General features: G+C 68.8%; 18 protein-coding genes and 1 pseudogene. 14 read left to right on the top strand and 5 right to left on the bottom strand.

The annotated features are described in order from the left end of the window. Positions 1-225 precede the first annotated feature (225 nt). Positions 226-552, top strand: a complete 327-nt coding sequence (locus LY41_RS16825) for a hypothetical protein (protein WP_253864974.1) — start codon at positions 226-228, stop codon at positions 550-552. Beyond that, complete coding sequence (locus tag LY41_RS24105) at positions 468-704, top strand: DDE-type integrase/transposase/recombinase (protein WP_372493300.1); 237 nt, start codon at positions 468-470, stop codon at positions 702-704. The genes LY41_RS16825 and LY41_RS24105 overlap by 85 nt, the downstream gene beginning before the upstream one ends. A 35-nt stretch (positions 705-739) precedes the next feature. Here LY41_RS24105 and LY41_RS16820 read toward each other — a convergent pair whose 3' ends face one another. Then, positions 740-1,291, bottom strand: a complete 552-nt coding sequence (locus LY41_RS16820; RefSeq protein WP_253864973.1) for an endonuclease V — start codon at positions 1,289-1,291, stop codon at positions 740-742. 580 nt (positions 1,292-1,871) lie between these two features. Between LY41_RS16820 and LY41_RS16815 the strand changes: the two genes are divergently transcribed. From LY41_RS16815 to LY41_RS16795, 6 genes are all read left to right on the top strand, one after another. Then, positions 1,872-2,255 (top strand): hypothetical protein, encoded by a 384-nt coding sequence (locus LY41_RS16815; protein ID WP_253864972.1) that lies wholly within the window; start codon positions 1,872-1,874, stop codon positions 2,253-2,255. Between the two features lie 190 nt (positions 2,256-2,445). Beyond that, a complete protein-coding gene (locus LY41_RS16810) occupies positions 2,446-3,042 on the top strand; it encodes an HYD1 signature containing ADP-ribosyltransferase family protein (RefSeq protein ID WP_253864971.1) in 597 nt (198 codons plus the stop codon). After that, the gene (locus LY41_RS16805; protein WP_253864970.1) at positions 3,039-3,323 is read left to right on the top strand and encodes a DUF6881 domain-containing protein; all 285 of its coding nucleotides are present in this window, start codon (positions 3,039-3,041) and stop codon (positions 3,321-3,323) included. Before LY41_RS16810 ends, LY41_RS16805 begins: the two co-directional genes overlap by 4 nt. 218 nt (positions 3,324-3,541) lie before the next feature. Beyond that, positions 3,542-3,667, top strand: coding sequence for a hypothetical protein (locus LY41_RS23675; RefSeq protein WP_301297172.1), 126 nt, complete (start codon positions 3,542-3,544; stop codon positions 3,665-3,667). Between the two features lie 257 nt (positions 3,668-3,924). Further along, positions 3,925-4,215, top strand: coding sequence for a hypothetical protein (locus LY41_RS16800; RefSeq protein ID WP_253864969.1), 291 nt, complete (start codon positions 3,925-3,927; stop codon positions 4,213-4,215). A 27-nt stretch (positions 4,216-4,242) separates the two neighbouring features. Beyond that, positions 4,243-4,386 carry a hypothetical protein gene (locus tag LY41_RS16795; RefSeq protein WP_253864968.1) on the top strand — a complete coding sequence of 48 codons (144 nt, stop codon included), beginning with the start codon at positions 4,243-4,245 and terminating at the stop codon, positions 4,384-4,386. A gap of 126 nt (positions 4,387-4,512) precedes the next feature. Here LY41_RS16795 and LY41_RS16790 read toward each other — a convergent pair. After that, positions 4,513-4,764: pseudogene (locus LY41_RS16790) on the bottom strand (integrase core domain-containing protein); the annotation flags it as partial. 543 nt (positions 4,765-5,307) lie between these two features. Here LY41_RS16790 and LY41_RS16785 point away from each other — a divergent pair. From LY41_RS16785 to LY41_RS16775, 3 genes are all read left to right on the top strand, one after another. Further along, positions 5,308-6,009: an acVLRF1 family peptidyl-tRNA hydrolase gene (locus LY41_RS16785; RefSeq protein WP_253864967.1), complete on the top strand. Its 702-nt coding sequence runs from the start codon at positions 5,308-5,310 to the stop codon at positions 6,007-6,009. A gap of 286 nt (positions 6,010-6,295) precedes the next feature. After that, on the top strand, positions 6,296-7,924 hold the full coding sequence (locus LY41_RS16780; protein ID WP_253864966.1) for an ABC-F family ATP-binding cassette domain-containing protein: 1,629 nt from the start codon (positions 6,296-6,298) through the stop codon (positions 7,922-7,924). Positions 7,925-8,168: 244 nt separating this feature from the next. Beyond that, positions 8,169-8,378, top strand: a complete 210-nt coding sequence (locus LY41_RS16775; protein WP_030530550.1) for a helix-turn-helix domain-containing protein — start codon at positions 8,169-8,171, stop codon at positions 8,376-8,378. 45 nt (positions 8,379-8,423) lie between these two features. Here the strand turns inward: LY41_RS16775 and LY41_RS16770 are convergent, their stop codons facing one another. Beyond that, complete coding sequence (locus LY41_RS16770; protein ID WP_253864965.1) at positions 8,424-9,791, bottom strand: glycosyltransferase 87 family protein; 1,368 nt, start codon at positions 9,789-9,791, stop codon at positions 8,424-8,426. A 170-nt stretch (positions 9,792-9,961) separates the two neighbouring features. On the opposite strand from LY41_RS16770, the gene LY41_RS16765 reads away from it, so the two are divergent. The 3 genes from LY41_RS16765 (at position 9,962) to LY41_RS16755 (ending at position 14,200) form a co-directional block, all read left to right on the top strand. Next, positions 9,962-11,881, top strand: a complete 1,920-nt coding sequence (locus tag LY41_RS16765) for an ABC transporter ATP-binding protein (protein WP_253865069.1) — start codon at positions 9,962-9,964, stop codon at positions 11,879-11,881. 68 nt (positions 11,882-11,949) lie between these two features. Continuing rightward, entirely contained in the window at positions 11,950-12,672 is a 723-nt protein-coding gene (locus tag LY41_RS16760) for an alpha/beta hydrolase (protein ID WP_253864964.1), read from the top strand. 463 nt (positions 12,673-13,135) lie between these two features. Further along, positions 13,136-14,200, top strand: a complete 1,065-nt coding sequence (locus LY41_RS16755; RefSeq protein WP_253864963.1) for an LCP family protein — start codon at positions 13,136-13,138, stop codon at positions 14,198-14,200. 79 nt (positions 14,201-14,279) lie between these two features. Here LY41_RS16755 and LY41_RS16750 read toward each other — a convergent pair whose 3' ends face one another. Both LY41_RS16750 and LY41_RS16745 read right to left on the bottom strand, forming a co-directional pair. Further along, positions 14,280-14,732, bottom strand: a complete 453-nt coding sequence (locus LY41_RS16750) for a peroxiredoxin (protein WP_253864962.1) — start codon at positions 14,730-14,732, stop codon at positions 14,280-14,282. Continuing rightward, positions 14,729-16,600 (bottom strand): diguanylate cyclase domain-containing protein, encoded by a 1,872-nt coding sequence (locus LY41_RS16745; RefSeq protein WP_253864961.1) that lies wholly within the window; start codon positions 16,598-16,600, stop codon positions 14,729-14,731. The genes LY41_RS16750 and LY41_RS16745 overlap by 4 nt, the downstream gene beginning before the upstream one ends. Between the last annotated feature and the right edge of the window lie 11 nt (positions 16,601-16,611).

Below are 16,611 nucleotides of genomic sequence, written 5' to 3'. Positions count from 1 at the left end.
AGAGGCCCTGTCCAAGATCCTTGGTACACCCCATATCTCGTTGACCGCATCCCGTGCCGGCGACGACTCCCCGGCCGCACGTGCCTCCGGACCATTCGTTGCCATGGGCGCACTCCATCAAATCTGATCTCGTACACAACCCATCTGACACGCCCGCTCCACCGCCAGCACTACTACGCCCGGCTGCGCAGGCCGGTCACCGACGCCGAGTACGACGAGGCCTATGTGGCGAACGCGGTCTTCGACGCTCACCGCGAGGATCCCGAGTTCGGCTACCGCCTGGTGCACGACGAGGCCACCGCCACGGGCATCGCAGTGCCGGACCGGACGGTGTGGAAGATCTGCTCGGACAACCAGTGGTGGTGCGTGTTCGGCACGAAACGCCGCGGCCGCAAGCGTCGGCCCGCCGCGCCGGCGCACGAGGATCTGGTGCGCCGCGAGTTCACCACTGACAGGCCGAATCGCCTGTGGCTGACCGACATCACCAACATGCCACCAGTGAGGGCACGCTCTACCTGTGCGCGATCAAGGACGCGTGGTCGAGCCGGATAGTGGGCTACTCCATCGGCGACCGGATGACCTCCCAACTCGCCCTCGATGCGTTGGAATCGACCGTCGCCCGCCGCGGAGGCAGCGTCGCCGGTTGCACGGTGCACAGCGATCGTGGAGAAAATTCCGCAGTAAGAAGGTGCAGCAAGCACTGATTTCCCTTGCTGCGAAGGTCCGTGGGTCTCGAAGGTCAAGTGATCTGGCGATCGATGTTCGGTCGAACGCGTCCACGGGCGAGGTTGTCTGCCTTCGCAAGCACGGTTGGAAGTCGATATGGCCCCGCCATCGCCGCAACGATTCGTGCCGCCTCGTCGATTTCAAGACCTCCGGCAGCAGTGACGTACACGGGTCTGGTCGCCGAGCCCCGGATCACTTCGGCTGCGTGTGTGGCGGTGCGGAAGGGCGTCTTGGCGGCGCCGATGACGGGAATGCCGAAGGCGTCCGCGGCATACGCTCCGAGCCCTGGCCGGCCTTGGGGGTCAAGGGTCGCGTACCCATCGACGACCAGGAGCTCAAGTTGCGGGCCGAGAGCTCGAACCGTTCGGATGCACGGGAGTTCGCGCTTGTAGAGCTTGCCCGGCTCGTATGGCTCGGTTCGGACGATGTCGGCGACGTGCTCGGACACGATCGTTGAGAAGGTCATGTCTCGGCAGACGACCAGTGCCACCTTCGCTTGTTCCTGGTCGTCGTAGTGGACGTCTACGACGCCGACCGTCGACGCTTGGTTCGCGGGTGCACTCAACTTGTTTGTCCGGTCGTGGCTCGGTGGGCGTGGTGGCCGGCACGTGGCCGTACGGCCTGCCCGAGCTGCTGCTGGGTAAGGGCCTGTGACTTGCGCGCCGTGCTGAGACGGGCGGAGATGTTGGTATCGGTCGCGGGCTCGCTCCCGGGGGTGCAAAGAGGAGTGACTGGTGCCCGAACCATAGGTGCCGCCTTAGCGTGTCGTTGACGTGCGGAAGCGAAGTAGGCCTATCTTAGCGAGCGAAGTAACGTTCTTGACAAGAGTTTGCCGCCGTTGCTCTCGCTCGAGTCAGACCCTGACCCACCTCTACCGACTTGAGTGCCTGAACGGGAGGGGCGCCACCCGAGCCGACTTTCTGGTCTCCCTGGATGCGCAGCTCCGCGTGGTGGACGATGGTGGCGTGACCGTCTTGGACGAGCCAGGGTTCCCCGTGGTCGAACTCGCTCGGAGCTCGTTGATCTGGCTGGGCGATTCCGAACGTCGGGATTTCGAGTTCGACGGTCGTGCTGCTGCGTAGTGCGCGGAGCTCGCCGCGGCAACGTCAGCGGCCGACCTCGTTCAGACCGATCGAGTGGGACTGGTGACATCGGTGAGCGACTGCTGGAGTATCCCCGGGTTCGAGGATGTCTATCTCGAGGACAGCTGGGTGCTGGGCATTTACTCAGGGCAGGGGAGGCTGACCTTCGATGTCGACGTGGTCCTTCGTGAGTCGCACCCCGATTACCGGCCGCCCGTGGCCGGGGAGCAGTACTGCTACGGCCGTGGCCGCTTATGTTTCGCATCGGTCACGGCATGTGAGTGGGTGGGCGGGTGCGTCGTCCCTGCGATCGATGCCTCAGATGAGGAAGATCTCGGCTCGTTCGACCGATTCGAGGTTCATGGTGATCGCTACATGATCGAGGGTGATTTCGGCCGAATCGAGGTCGTGGCCGGTCCGCCGTCGTTGGAACTGATGGTGCGGTAGCCAGACCGCGGCCGCTGCTGCGGCCGCCGCCGCGGCAGCCCAGCGGGCCTACCAAGCATGGCTAGCCGCACAGCGCCAACGGGTCATCGACGACGCCATGACCCCGCATGTGTTGCCGGACAGTTCGAAGCGGCCGGTGGTTGCTCCGTCGGTGCGGCGTGCGATCGAGGCGGCGGAGGGTGCTTCGCCGGTGCGTCTCGGGGTGCGCACCCCGACCGGCGATGGTGACGAGCCGTATCAGCCGCAGCAGCAGCCCGGTGGTGCCGCCGAGCCCGATGGTGTGCAGAGCAGCCACCTGATCGGCGAGGAGTGCGCCGCCGGTGGGCAGGTGCGGCGTAACGGCACCGGCTGGGAATGCACCGCCCTCGAGGACGGCGACACCGCCCAGCCCGGTAGCATCAGCAACACCCGGGGACAGCCCTACGGCTTCAGCACGGACGCTGGAGCCGGTCCACGGACGCTGTACCACTATACCGACGACGCTGGTTTGAAGGGCATCCTCGACAGCAAGCGCCTGAATCCGTCGTTGCGGAGCGTCAACCCAAAGGATGTCAGATACGGCAACGGTCAGTACGTCTCGGACATCGTCCCGGGCACTAGGACGTGCGCCCAACTCTCGAGGTGTTTCCTTGGCCAGCCCTTCCAGGGCCGACAGTTCGAGAACTACGTGGAGATCGACGTAAGGGGACTGAACGTGATCAAGGGCAGGGATGGTGTCTACGTCATCCCGGGGGAACTTCCGCTCGACATCAGTAGGCGCCTCACCTCCTCGGGGACGAACCGATGAGGAGATACCTGCGTGTTGCCTGGATTCACGATTTTGATGACGAGCCTGTCTCACTGTTGAGTGAGATTCTCAACGGAGAAGAGGTCCGGAAGGTCGAGATTTATCGAGACGGCCATGCGGACTTTGCTGACGCCACGCGGGCGACGGGGTCGACGCAGCTCTCCGAAACACTTATGCCCTCGGCCGAGGAAATCTCTGAGCAGGAGGAGTTCATCCCCGAGAAGATCGAGGCCGAGACGTTCGAAGCCGAGTGGCGCGTGGCTACCGAGCAACATGGCTAGGAACTTTTTAAGAATGAGGGGCATTGCAGGGATTTGGGGTCGGATGGCGCCGCCCAACCCGACGGCATTCAAGCCAACCACCTCATCGGCGAAGAATGCGCCACCGGCGGTGGAACGTTCCCGCTTTTGTCGGCAGTGATTTAGGGTGTCGTTGGCGCGCGAGAGCAGATTTGAGTCTAACTTGGCGAGCGAAGTAAGGTTCTTGGAAGGGGCTTGCCGTGGGGAGGATTCCCGACATAGAACGGAGCAGGCTCAAGGCCGAGGTCAGCGTGCAGCGGCTGATGGAGGGCTGCGGCGTCACCGAGATGATCATGCATCGCTTCTGCATGCCGGGCTACAGATGATCGCGCATGGTCACCTCGTCTCCGAGTTCGATGTCGCCGTCGAGGATTGCCCGGCCGCGAGTCCGGACCACTCCTTTGTGGCTGAGGGGGCTGGGTCGCGTGCTGCCGCTGTCGTTGTCGAGCCATGGGGAGAGGCTGCATGGACTGCAACGTTCGCGAGTCCTGATCCGGGGCGCCGTGCTCTGAGCGCGCTGCTGGGCACGCCTAGCACCACAGGTCTATGCGTCGTTGAACGCGGCACGGTTTTTCTGGGAGACGTGCTCGAGCCCGAGGGCTTCGATGTGGTGCTGACTCCAGGGCCCGTGGTCGCCGCCGAGGAGCTCGCAGCCGAAGCAGTTCTCCTGCTCGTGACCCCGTGGGCGATCACGGCCGTCGGCATCAGCGGCGTGCTGTGGACGACCCCGCGCATCGCGATCGACGGCTTGCGTGTCGACGAGGCCAGCGACGGATGGGTCGGAGGAGTTGCCGATCCCGATGACGACGAACCACGCGACTTCGCGGTCGAGCTGGCCACTGGTCAGGTTGTCGGTGGTGCCATGATCGCCTGATCAGCTTGCTTGGCTGGTGATGGCTTGGTGGGCGTGGTGGCGTGGGAGGGCGCCTTCGAGGAGGGCGGCGACGTGTTGTTGTTCTTCGGGGGTGAACTGGTCGACGGCTTCGAGCTTGAGTCGCAGCACGGCCACTGCGAGATGCGATTAGATCTGGTCAGATCGAGCTGAGGTCAATTCCATGAATGATAAGAAGGAGTGAGCTGTGTCAAAGATTTTGGACAGTTCCTCTGGTTTCTGCTGATTAGGCCGCTGCTGTTGCGGGGGTGTGGTGGGCTTGTAGGGCTTCGGCTGGGGTCGGTAGCCGAGGCTGCTGTGCAGCCGTCTGCGGTTGTAGAAGACTTCGATGTACTCGGCGACGGTGAATCGCGCCCGGGCCCGGGTCTCGTGCCGGCGGCGGTGATAGCACTCGTTTTTCAGGCTCGCGAAGAACGACTCGGCGGCGGCGTTGTCCCAGCACACGCCGGTGCTACCCAGGCTGGTGGTGACCCGGTTCTTCTCGCAGTAGCGGGCAAAATCCGACGCGGTGTATTGCGCACCGCGATCGGAACGCCGCTACCGAGTGCGGGCCGCCCGTTGGGTACGACCGCACCACCTATGACGCCGTTGACCGTTGGCCGCGGGGTGTCGTAGTCCCAGCCACGACGCGGTCGCGGCTGGGACTACGACCACCGACACCACTTCGGCTGAGTTCGCTCACGTTGCGGTCCGCTGTACGACCCGGGAGTCAGTTGAGGTCGACGGCAGGACGTGACGCATCGCCTGGATCCCACCACCCACCAGATCGCTGACACTCCCCCCCCCCGCCGGCGAGGCGAAACCCCGGGATTGGATCGATTCCGAGAATCGCACCTCGCCAAAACCCGTGCGCCAAAACCGGCGCACTAAAACCTGCGCGCCGAAAAGCCCGTCACTGAAGAACCGACCGAGCCGCGCGGGTCACGGCATGGCCGAGCAGCAGGGCGACCGTGACGCCACGCGAGACGATGGGCGCCACGCCAGACGACCGATGCCAGGGTAAGCGACCGACGCCAGGGCAGCCGCGCGGTGCCTCGGCACGCGACGCCGGGCACGGCGGCATACGGTGACGCCATGGCACGCGTGCGGCAGGTCAGCGGTGGCGGTAAGGCCGTCGAGGTGGAGCCCGAACGTCTCGCCGGCTGGTTCGACCGGTTCGCCGACCGGAACGGCGGTGCCGCATCGACCCGCGTGACACCGACGCAGGTGGTCGTGACCGCGGGAGACGGAACCACGGCCACCGTCGACGTGCCGTTCCCGCCGCTGGACCCCGGCTACGGCGACAGCGGCGGCTACGGCGACAGCGGCGGTTTCGGCGACAGCGAGGGCCTCGACGTGGCCGCACTCGTCGAGCACGTGCGGGTCCCACGGCGGATCGGACTGCTGCTGGTCCGGCTCGGCGCGCACAGCGTCGGCATCGCCGAAGGGTCGGACGTGGTCGTCTCCCGCACCGACCGGCACCTCGTGCACGGCCGCAACGCCGCGGGCGGATGGTCCCAGCAGCGCTTCGCCCGGCGCAGGGACGGCCAGGCCCGGCAGGCGCTGCGGGCAGCGGCCGACGATGCCACGGACGTCCTCGCCGCGGCCGCGTCCGAATTGGACGGTGTGGTGCTCGGTGGCGACCGCGCGGCCCTCGACGAACTGCGCGACGATCCGCGCCTGCAGCCGGTGTTCGCACTCGCCTCGCCTCGCGTGCTCGACGTGGCCGAACCCCGCCGGGCCGTGCTCGACGAGGCCGCGCGCCGCGGGCGGGCCGTCGAGGTCGTCCTCCGGTGACCTCGCCCCGGTGACGTCGTCTGGCCTCGCCCCGGTGGCCTCGTCGCCGGAGGCCTCGCCCCGGTGACCTCGTTCCCCGGTGGCCTCGCCCCGGTGACCTCGCCTCGGTGACCGTGGTCACCGGGGCCGGAACCCCGTTGCGGGCGCCCCGTACACTCGGGGCCGTGGTCGTTCTGCTGGAGTAACCCTCGCGCCGTGCCCGTGCGCCTGCGCCCCGTGTGCGCGCCGCACGCGCAGCGGCATGCACGGACGTCTCCACCTTCCGAACCGACGCCACGGAGTTCCTGTGATCACGGCTACCGGCCTGCAATTGCGCGCGGGTTCGCGCATCCTGCTCGACGACACGAGCCTGCGGGTTCAGCCCGGCGACCGCATCGGCCTCGTGGGCCGCAACGGCGCGGGCAAGACGACGACACTGAAGGTTCTCGCCGGCGAGGGCGAACCCTATGCGGGCGACGTCACCGTCGGCGGCGAGGTCGGCTACCTGCCCCAGGACCCGCGCGAGGGTGACCTGTCGGTACTGGCCAAGAACCGCGTCCTGTCGGCCCGCGGGCTCGACAAGATCCTGCGCGACATGGAGAAGGCGCAGACGGCGATGGCCGAGCTCGTCGACGAGGGCGAGCGGGACAAGGCCGTCCGCAACTACGGCAAGCTCGAGGAGCGGTTCTCCTCGCTGGGCGGATACGCCGCCGAGAGCGAAGCCGCACGCATCTGCGCCAACCTGGGACTCGAGGAGCGGATCCTCGACCAGCCGCTGCAGACGCTGTCGGGCGGACAGCGCAGGCGAGTGGAGCTGGCGCGCATCCTGTTCGCCGCCTCCGAATCCGGAGCAGGTGGCAAATCCGGCACCATGTTGCTGCTCGACGAGCCGACCAACCACCTCGACGCCGACTCGATCAGCTGGCTGCGCGGGTTCCTCAAGGCCCACGAGGGCGGGCTCGTGGTGATCAGCCACGACGTCGAGCTGCTCGACGAGGTCGTCAACAAGGTGTGGTTCCTCGACGCGACCCGCGGCGAGCTCGACGCCTACAACATGAACTGGAAGCGCTACCACGAGGCGCGCGCGACCGACGAGAAGCGCCGCCGCCGGGAGCGCGCCAACGCCGAGAAGAAGGCGAGCGCGCTGCAGCAGCAGGCCGCCAAACTCGGTGCGAAGGCGACCAAGGCCGTGGCTGCGAAGAACATGGCACGCCGCGCCGACGAGATGCTGTCGAACCTCGACGAGGAACGGCAGTCCGACAAGGTCGCGAAGATCAAGTTCCCGGCGCCGGCGTCCTGCGGCAAGACCCCGCTCACCGCCGAGGGGCTGTCCAAGTCCTACGGGTCGCTGGAGATCTTCACGGGTGTCGACCTGGCCATCGACCGGGGCTCGAAGGTCGTCGTGCTCGGGCTCAACGGTGCCGGCAAGACGACCCTGCTGCGACTGCTGGGCGGGATGGAAAAGCCCGACACCGGCGCGATGGTTCCCGGTCACGGGCTGCGTCTCGGCTACTACGCCCAGGAGCACGAGACGCTGGATCACGACGCGTCGGTGTGGGAGAACATCCGCAGCCTCGCGCCGGACACGGGAGCGCAAGAGCTGCGCACGCTGCTGGGTTCGTTCCTGTTCTCCGGTGAGCAGCTGGACCAGCCCACCGGCACGCTGTCGGGCGGGGAGAAGACGCGGCTCGCGCTGGCCGGCCTCGTGTCCAGCGCGGCGAACGTGCTGCTGCTCGACGAACCGACGAACAACCTGGACCCGGCCAGCCGTGAGCAGGTGCTCGACGCGTTGCACAGCTACACCGGCGCCGTCGTGCTCGTGACCCACGATCCGGGTGCGGTCGAGGCGCTGGAACCGGAACGGGTGATCCTGCTGCCGGACGGAACGGAAGATCATTGGTCCGCCGAGTATCTGGATCTGGTCCAGTTGGCGTGACGACATTCGCCGGCCGGCGGCCGTTCCCGGCCGGATTTCGTGGTCGGCGGCTCGTCGTTGACGGGTGGTCACAACGCCTGCCGGTCGTTAGTTGACGTGCACAAATACCGGATCGGCGCAACATTTTCTCGCGTGTCCCGGGTTTTGCCGTTCTCGTCTGGCATTCCGGCCGTACGTGTTCGATCATTACGACCACAGGGGTCGAATGTGGCCCAGAACACGAACAGGCGGAAGGTGGATCGACGTGGTTGACCTCAAGAAGGGCGCGCGTATCACCGGAAACACGCGTGACAAGCTCGCCGCCGACCTGAAGAAGAAGTACGAGAAGGGCGCGAGCATCCGTTCACTGGCCGAATCGACCGGCCGGTCCTACGGGTTCGTGCACCGCGTGCTGTCGGAGTCCGGTGTGCAGCTTCGGGGTCGTGGCGGCGCCACGCGCGTCAAGAAGAAGTAGACACGTCACGAAGTAGGCGTAGCAGACCTCCGCGCCTCGTCGCCCTCACCCTGGTCGTCGTCCTGCGCGGAGGTGCCGGCCGGATGTTCCTGCGGACGCGCGGAGCCGGGTCGGACGCGCGGAGCCGGGTCGACCGGTGGAATCGCGTAGGCCGGTGGAATCGCGTAGGCACAGCATCGCGCCGAGCAGTACGGCCGGATACACGAGGTACCCGAATCGCGTCGCAGGCGTGAGCAGTGTGAACGCGCCGAGTCCGGCGGCGATGCGGAGCAGGGCGTCCGCGCCGTCGGCAGGCGGGCGGACGAGCAGCCAGGCGGTCATCGCGACGGCGGCGAGGCCGAGCAGGACGAACGCGATCACGGTGCCCGCACTGCCGGTCGCGGCGATGAGATGCCCCGGCAGTGGGCTCGCCGCCGGTGATGTGACGGCTCCGAGTCCGGCCGGGAATTTCAGGACGTGCTCGATCATGTCCCGTGGGGCGACAAGCAGGGCCGGGAGGTGCACGGCGGCGCAGGTGCCCGCGAACACACAGCAGAACCGGACGAGTGTGCCCGCGCCCAGACGCGCGCACACGAGGGTGCCGACGACGACGGCGGCGGGGAGCACGATCAGCTTCGCGCTGGTGACCAGTGCCAGGACCCCGGCGGCCCACAACGGCCGGTCGACCGCGGCAAGCGTCGTGCCCAGGATCAGCAGGCCCGCGACGGCCAGGTCCGGACCTGCCGTGGCCCACGTCAGCGCCGTCAGCGGAAACACCGCGGCGAGCTGTGCCGCACGGACGGGGACGCGCGGGCGGCCGAGCAGTCGCCAGGCTCCCCAGGCGCACGCCACGGCGGTGAGCGCGAACAGCAGCCGGGCGTCGGTGAGCAGATCCCCGGCCGGGCTGCCGCCGAACCACGCCCGCGGCAGCCCGAACAGCGGCATCACCGGGCCGTAGGGCGTGTAGTCGTCGACGACGGGCGGGCGGCCGAGTGCCGTCACGTCGACGTACGGCGTACCTGTCGTGGTCAGCAGCTCGGCGGAACGTTCGATCACCCACACCTCGGGCTGGGCCGCCCAGCGGCCGGGATCGGGAGTCCAGTCTCCGCCGGAGAGCCGTCGGACCAGGAGGGTGCCGAGCGGTGCGAGCATGCCGACGACGCCGATGAGACCGACGCCGGTCCACCGGGAGGCCCACCGTCCGGTCGTGCGCGGGGACAGCCGCAGCCACAGGGTGTGGGCGAGGGCCAGCCCGTAGGCGGCGACGGCGAAGCCCGCCCATACGCGGAAGCCGTAGTGCTTGTCGGTGAGCGCCAGGGCGAGGGCGTAGCCGATGCACAGCGCGTAGAGCACGAGGTCGAGCCGCAGCGGACGGCCGGACGGTCCCTCGTCCCAGCTCACGCGTATCCAGTCCCCGGCGCGGCGGCTGCCCATAGCGTGTCAGGTTAGGTGACAGGTCACAGCGCCGGTGAGGCAGCCGGGAATTCGGGTCGGGAATCGGGAAGGATCATGTTCCCGGTGGTGTTGTGCAGGACATATGCCGACCATAGTTCGATTAATGTCGAGCATTGGTGCAGACGGGAAAGGCGGACGGAGACGCGGTGATGGACGGCAGCTGGTCGCTGATGAACGGTGCGATGCGCGCGGCGGACGCCCCGAAAGGCCTGCAGACAGGAACTCTGCGGCGGGTCGCCGCGTTCGCCCGGCCGCACTGGCGACGCCTGGGGGTCTTCCTCGGGCTGACGGTCGTCGCCGCGGTCATCGCGGTGTCGACGCCGCTGTTGGCCGGACGGGTGGTCGACCAGATCGTCGGGGACGGCGCCGTGAGCGCCGTGGTCTGGCTGGCACTCGCGATCGCGGGTCTCGCCGTCGCCGATGCCGCCGTCGGGCTCGCGGAACGCTGGCAGTCGGCCCACATCGGCGAGGGGCTGATCTTCGACCTGCGCCGTGCCGTGTTCGAGCACGTCCAGCGCATGCCGATCGCGTTCTTCACCCGGACCCGCACCGGCGCGCTGGTCAGCAGGCTCAACAACGACGTCATCGGCGCCCAGCGCACCTTCACCGCGACGTTGTCGGGGCTGGTGACGAACGTGATCCAGCTGGTGCTGTCGGTGGCCGTGATGGTCACGCTCTCCTGGCAGGTGACGCTGCTGGCACTGGTGCTGCTGCCGATCTTCGTGATCCCCGCGCGTCGCATCGCCCGGCGGATGGCGGAGCTGCAGCGCGAGTCGGCGGAACAGAACGCGTCGATGACGACGCAGATGACCGAACGGTTCTCGGCACCCGGTGCGACGCTGGTCAAACTGTTCGGCAGGCCGCGCGAGGAGGCGGGTGAATTCGCCGAGCGGGCGGGACGGGTGCGCGACCTCGGAGTGCGCACCGCGATGCTGACCCGCTGGTTCATGACCACGCTCACGCTCGTCTCGGCGCTGGCGCTCGCGCTGGTCTACGGCCTGGGCGGCTGGCTCGCACTCGACGGGCAACTGGCCGCGGGCACGGTCGTGTCGCTCGCGCTGCTGCTCACCCGGCTGTACACGCCGCTGACGGCGCTGGCCAACGTGCGCGTCGACGTGATGACCGCCCTCGTGTCGTTCGAGCGCATCTTCGAGGTGCTCGACCTCGACCCGATGATTACCGAGAAGCAGCAGCCGCGGGAACTGCCCACCGGTGCCGTGTCCGTCGAGTTCGACGGGGTGCGATTCGCCTACCCGTCGCCGGACTCGTACTCGCTGGCCTCGCTCGAGGACGTGGCCGCTCTGGACCACCGCGGTGGCGAGGACGTGCTGCACGGCGTGAGCTTCCGCGCCGGGGCGGGCGAGATGGTTGCGCTGGTCGGCTCGTCCGGCGCGGGCAAGTCGACGATCGCGAGCCTCGTGCCGCGGCTCTACGACGTCGACGCCGGCACGGTCCGGCTCTCCGGCGTCGACGTGCGTGATCTGAGTTTCGACACGCTCAAATCGTCCGTCGGTGTCGTGACGCAGGACGGGCACCTGTTCCACGACACGATCCGCGCCAACCTGTCGTATGTGCGCCCCGGAGGCGCCGACGCCGACATCTGGCACGCACTCGGCCGCGCCCGGCTCACCGAGCTGGTGCACTCGCTGCCGGACGGCCTGGACACGGTGGTGGGTGAGCGTGGCTACCGGCTCTCGGGAGGCGAACGGCAGCGGCTGACGATCGCCCGGTTGCTGTTGGCACAGCCGCGCGTGGTCGTACTCGACGAGGCGACGGCGCACCTGGATTCCGAATCCGAGGTCGCGGTGTCGGAGGCGCTCGGCGAGGCTCTCGCCGGACGTACCTCCCTCGTGATCGCGCACCGGCTGTCCACGATCCGCGCGGCCGACCGCATCTGTGTCGTCGACGAGGGCCGCGTCGTCGAGCAGGGAACCCACGACGAGCTGCTCGCGGCCGACGGCCGGTACGCGCAGCTGTACCGGACACAGTTCCGCGACGGCCAGGACGGTGAGACCGAACCGGCAGGCGATGACACCGAACCGGCCGGCGACGAACCGGTCGTGGCGTGACCGGCTCGGGTACGTGCGGCTCAGGTGAGGAGGGTTCGGGTGCGGACGGCGGCAGTGGCGGTGAGGGCATGACGGGTGAACCGGGCGCGGCCGGCGCGGCGGCACCGGCGCTCACGGTGCGGCGAGGCCGCGGCACCACCCGGGGTGTGGCGCTCGTCCTGCACGGCGGCGCCGAGCACGGCACGGAGCCGGTGCGGCCGTGGCACCTCGCGTACCTGCGGATGGTGCCGTTCGCCCGCGCCCTGGCGGCCGCCTACGGACCGCACGGGGTGGATGTCTACCTGCTGCGCAATCGTGTCCGGGGCTGGAACGGACCGGCGTACGACCCGGTCGTCGATGCGCGCCGGGCACTGGCGCGCATCCGGAGCGAGCATCCGGGCGTCCCCGTGACGCTGACCGGGCATTCGATGGGAGGCCGGGTCGCGCTGACCGTCGCCGACGACGACGCCGTCCGCGCGGTGTGCGCGCTCGCACCGTGGACGCCCGACGGCGACCCGGTGGAGCCGGTCCGCGGACGCAGGGTGCTCCTCGCGCACGGCACGGCCGACGAGCGCACCAGCCCGGCCGCGTCCCGCGGTTACGCCGAGCGCGCTGTGGCCGTCGCGGGCCATCTCGCCCGGGTGGAGCTCACCGGCGAGCGGCACGCGATGCTGCGCAGGCCGGGGGTGTGGCGACGGCTGGTGCTGGACACGACGGCGCGCGGACTGGAGCTACCGGCCGGACCGCGGGTTGCCGATCTCGACGACGCGTGGTGTGAGCCTGCTCCCACACACTTGTCGATCACCCTGTGACGTACCGTGACCAGCGGTTGAACCAGCTGCGGGCCACAGGTGCGGCGGCGGGTGGTGCAACCGGATCGGGGCCGCATGCGTCTTCGGTAGTGGGTGTGCGGTGTAGTGGACCGGGTGCGGCGTAGTGGACAAGGTGCGGTGTAGTGGACGAGGTACGTCACGGGCCCGCACTCCCGGGACCGTGCCAGCACTCGAACAACCCCGCACGTAACCGACCCGGTGCCGCGAACGGATCGAGTGCAGGCGCGGAGGGCGGAGCAGTAGTGAGACGGATCGGGAGACGGGCATGACGCAGGGCGGGCAGTACGGCGGGGGACGGCCGGAGGGCCGGCCGCCGCACCGGCGAGGTCCGGGCGGACCGGGAGGACCCGGTGGGCCCGGACGTCCGGGTGCTCCTCAGGGTGGTGGTCCGCAGGGTGGCCGCCCGGGACCGCGCGGGCCGCGTGACCACCAGCGGGCCCAGATGATGCCGTTACCCGGTAACGAGCAGGCCAGGCGCGCGGCGCCGCAGCAGGACACCCGGATCGCCCCGCCGCCCGAGGAACCGCCTCCGGAACGTCCGCGCCCGAAGGGGCGCCGCAAGCGCCGGTGGTCGTTCGGCAGGGTCGCCGGAGCGCTGGCGATGGTGATCGTGTTGTTGCTGGCCGGGGTGTGGTTGTATCTGGAGTTCTCGATCAACCGCATCGATGCGATCCAGGACTACGAGGGAAGGCCGGCCGCGGCGGAGGGCACCAACTGGCTGATCGTGGGGTCCGATTCGCGGGAGGGACTCGACCAGGATCAGAAGGACACGTTGTCCACCGGTGACGCGGGCGGCAGCCGCACCGACACGATGATGATCGCGCACCTGCCGGACAACGACACGAAGCCGACGCTGTTGAGCCTGCCGCGGGACTCGATCGTGGAGATCCCCGGTCACGGCTCCGGGAAGATCAACTCGGCGTTCGCGTTCGGTGGTGCCCCGCTGCTGGCGAAGACGGTCGAACAGGCCACCGACCTGCGTATCGACCACTACGCGGAGATCGGTTTCGGCGGCTTCGCGGGCATGGTCGACGCGATGGGCGGCGTCGAGATGGACATCGAGCAGGAGATGCACGATCCGAAGACCGGGATCACCATCCCGGCGGGGACGCAGGAGCTCGACGGTGCGCAGGCGCTCGGGTTCGTCCGTATGCGCTACAGCCCGGCGACGCCGCGTTCGGACCTGGACCGGGTGGTCAACCAGCGCCGGTTCATCGGCGAGATGGTCAGCCAGATGGCCAGCCCCGGCACACTGCTGAACCCCTTCGCCGTGGTGCCGCTGCTGGCCGAGGCGCCGGATGCGCTGGCGATGGACGACGAGGACCACCTGCACCACCTGATGGCTCTGGCCTGGGCCATGCGCGGCATCTCCAGCGACGAGGTGGTCAGTACGACGATGCCCACGGTGTCGGCCTCGGCCGAGCAGTGGGACGAACAGCGCTCGACCGCGCTGCTCGACGCGCTGCGCAACGACACACCCGTGCCGGAGAATGCGATCACCGAATGACGCGCCCGGTGGCTCGCCCTGAGCGCGGGCGGGCCACCGGGACGGGACGCGGGGAGTGGGGAGCCGCCGGGCGGCCGGGTCAGGCCGTGCGGCGCAGCACGTCCAGGGCGCGCTCCGCGTGCACCGCCATGCGCAGCTCACTCTTGACGACCGCGAGCACCCGGCGGTCGGTGCCGATGACGAACGTGTGCCGCTTGGTGGCCAGCGGCACGAACGCCCGCCGCACGCCGAACTGCCGCGCGACGGCGCCGTCCGCGTCGGACAACAGCGGAAAGCCCACGTCATGGGTCGTGTCGAACTTCTGCTGCTTGTCCACCGGATCCGGGCTGATACCGACCCGGTGTGCACCGACCTCGGCGAACTCCGCCGCGTGGTCGCGGAAGTGGCACGTCTCGGCCGTGCAGCCGGGGGTCATCGCTGCGGGATAGAAGAACAGCACAACCGGACCGGTTTCGAGGAAGCCGGTGAGCGACCGGGGCGTGGCGCTCTGGTCGGGCAGTGTGAAATCCGGGGCGAACTCGTCGGTGTTCATGCGGGGGAGTATCGCTGGTCGAGTACGGCGGCGATCTCGGTACCCGTGGCGGAACCGCCGTAATGGTCGCCGCGGCCGGCGAAGATGCCCACGTCCCGGAGCCGCTGGCCGTGGGCCGCGCTGCGGACGCCGTCCGCGCCGACGCGTTTGATTCCCAGCTCGTTCGTGCGTTCGAGGAGCGCGTACAGGTGTGCCCGGGCGTTGTCCGCCTCGGTGCCCTCGGCGGCGAGGCCGTCGACCAGCGGGCCGGACAGGATCGCGAACCCGACGGGGAGCTGGTGGGTGTGGACCAGTTCGAGGTCCGAGGCGCCGGAGACGGCGAGCGTGATCTTCACGTCCAGGTCGGCCAGTACGGACAACGTGTCCAGTACCTCGCCGCGCGGGTAGAGGAGTGCGAGACTGTCGGTGCAGATGCGCAGCTTCTGCGGCGGCAGGCCGGTACGGTCGAGCTCGTCGCGGATGATGCGGACGAGGTTCGGGTCGACGGCGAGTCGTGTCGGCAGTCGTACGCACAGATCCGGCGCCGTGGGATAGTCGCGGTACCACGCGGCGGCGTCCGACATCGCTTTGGTGAGCAGCAGCGTGCCGAGGCCGGGTGTCATGCCGGTCGTGTCGGCGAGCGGGAAGAACTCGTCACCCGTCAACATGCCGTGTTCGGGGTGGTTCCACCGCAGGACGGCGTTGACGACGGCGATCTCGTCGGTGCCGTCGAGTTTCACCGTCGGCTGGTACTCGACGTCGAACTCACCGTTCTCCATGCCGCCGCCGATACCGGCACCGATGCCGTAGCGCTTGCGATCGCCGGAGTCGAGCTCGGGCTCGAACAGCATCCACTGGGCGCGTCCTGCCTCCTTGGCGCGGTGCAGCGTGATCTCGGCGGCGCGCTGGATCTCCTCGGTCGTACCGGTACCCGCGTCCTGGACGACGATGCCCGCGCTGATGCTCACCGCGACGCCCAGGTCCCCGACGTAGACCGGCTCGGCGAGTTCGGCCATCGCCGCTTCCACGAGTTCGATCACCGCGGCGGCGGTGACCGGACCCCGGTGCAGGACCCCGAACCCGTCACCGGACAACCGGGCGACGACGGTGTCCGGACCCCGGAACACGGTCTCGAGTTTGCCTGCGGCGTAGCGCAGGACGTCGTCGGCGGAGCCGGGGCCGAGGCCGTCGTTGATGACTTTGAAGCCGTCGATGTCGAGATACACGACCGCGATCCGGTCGGACTCCGGAGACCCGAGCCAGGTTTCGAGCGTCGTCTGGTAACTACGCGAGTTGGGCAGCCCGGTCAGCTGGTCGTGGGTGTTCTGCCGCCGTAGCGCTTCGCGCAGCAGTTGCAGTTCGTTGATGTTCTCCGCGAGGAGTACCGGGTGCAGGCGGTCGCCTTCGGCGCTCGGCAGTGCCGTGACGGTGATGTTGGTCAGCGCGAAGCTCTCCTCGGCCGGGCCGAGGTGGACCTGCTCGCGCTTGCGGGCGCGGCCGTCCTCGGCGAGATCGGAGAGGGCGGTGCGGAGTGCGGCCGTATCGCGCTCGCCGGTGCCGAGCCCGGTGAGCGTACGGCCGACGAGATCGTCGAGCGTGACGTCGAGCAGTTCGAGCATGGCGGGGTTCGCGTCGAGGATCACGCCGTCGGGGCCGGCGAGGGCGACACCGCACGGCGAGGAGGAATAGAGCGCGGCGAAGCGCTCCACCGAGGAGTCGTGCCGGGTGCGGCACTGCGCCGCGCCGGCGTCGGCCCCTTCGCGGACCGCGGCGGCGAGGGCACGTTCGAGTTCGGCCGTGGGCACGGTCGACCCGGCTGCGGCGGCGATCTCGGCGGCCCAGCGGCGGGTGATGTGGGACAACCCTGGTGCGTCACCAGGTTCGGGCACCGTGCACCTCT

The sequence above is a fragment of the Prauserella halophila genome, from assembly GCF_024171895.1.
GTDB classification, from domain to species: domain Bacteria; phylum Actinomycetota; class Actinomycetes; order Mycobacteriales; family Pseudonocardiaceae; genus Prauserella; species Prauserella halophila.
Note: the sequence above shows the minus strand (reverse complement) of the source record. Positions and strands in the feature narration are given on the sequence as shown.

What these genes read in the sequence shown, in the direction of transcription:
- LY41_RS16785 (WP_253864967.1), top strand. Translation starts at nt 5,308, where the DNA reads ATGGCACGCGTGCGGCAGGTCAGCGGTGGCGGTAAGGCCGTCGAGGTG.
- LY41_RS16765 (WP_253865069.1), top strand. Translation starts at nt 9,962, where the DNA reads ATGGACGGCAGCTGGTCGCTGATGAACGGTGCGATGCGCGCGGCGGAC.
- LY41_RS16755 (WP_253864963.1), top strand. Translation starts at nt 13,136, where the DNA reads ATGATGCCGTTACCCGGTAACGAGCAGGCCAGGCGCGCGGCGCCGCAG.
- LY41_RS16770 (WP_253864965.1), bottom strand. Translation starts at nt 9,791, where the DNA reads ATGGGCAGCCGCCGCGCCGGGGACTGGATACGCGTGAGCTGGGACGAG.
- LY41_RS16750 (WP_253864962.1), bottom strand. Translation starts at nt 14,732, where the DNA reads ATGAACACCGACGAGTTCGCCCCGGATTTCACACTGCCCGACCAGAGC.
- LY41_RS16760 (WP_253864964.1), top strand. Translation starts at nt 11,950, where the DNA reads ATGACGGGTGAACCGGGCGCGGCCGGCGCGGCGGCACCGGCGCTCACG.
- LY41_RS16805 (WP_253864970.1), top strand. Translation starts at nt 3,039, where the DNA reads ATGAGGAGATACCTGCGTGTTGCCTGGATTCACGATTTTGATGACGAG.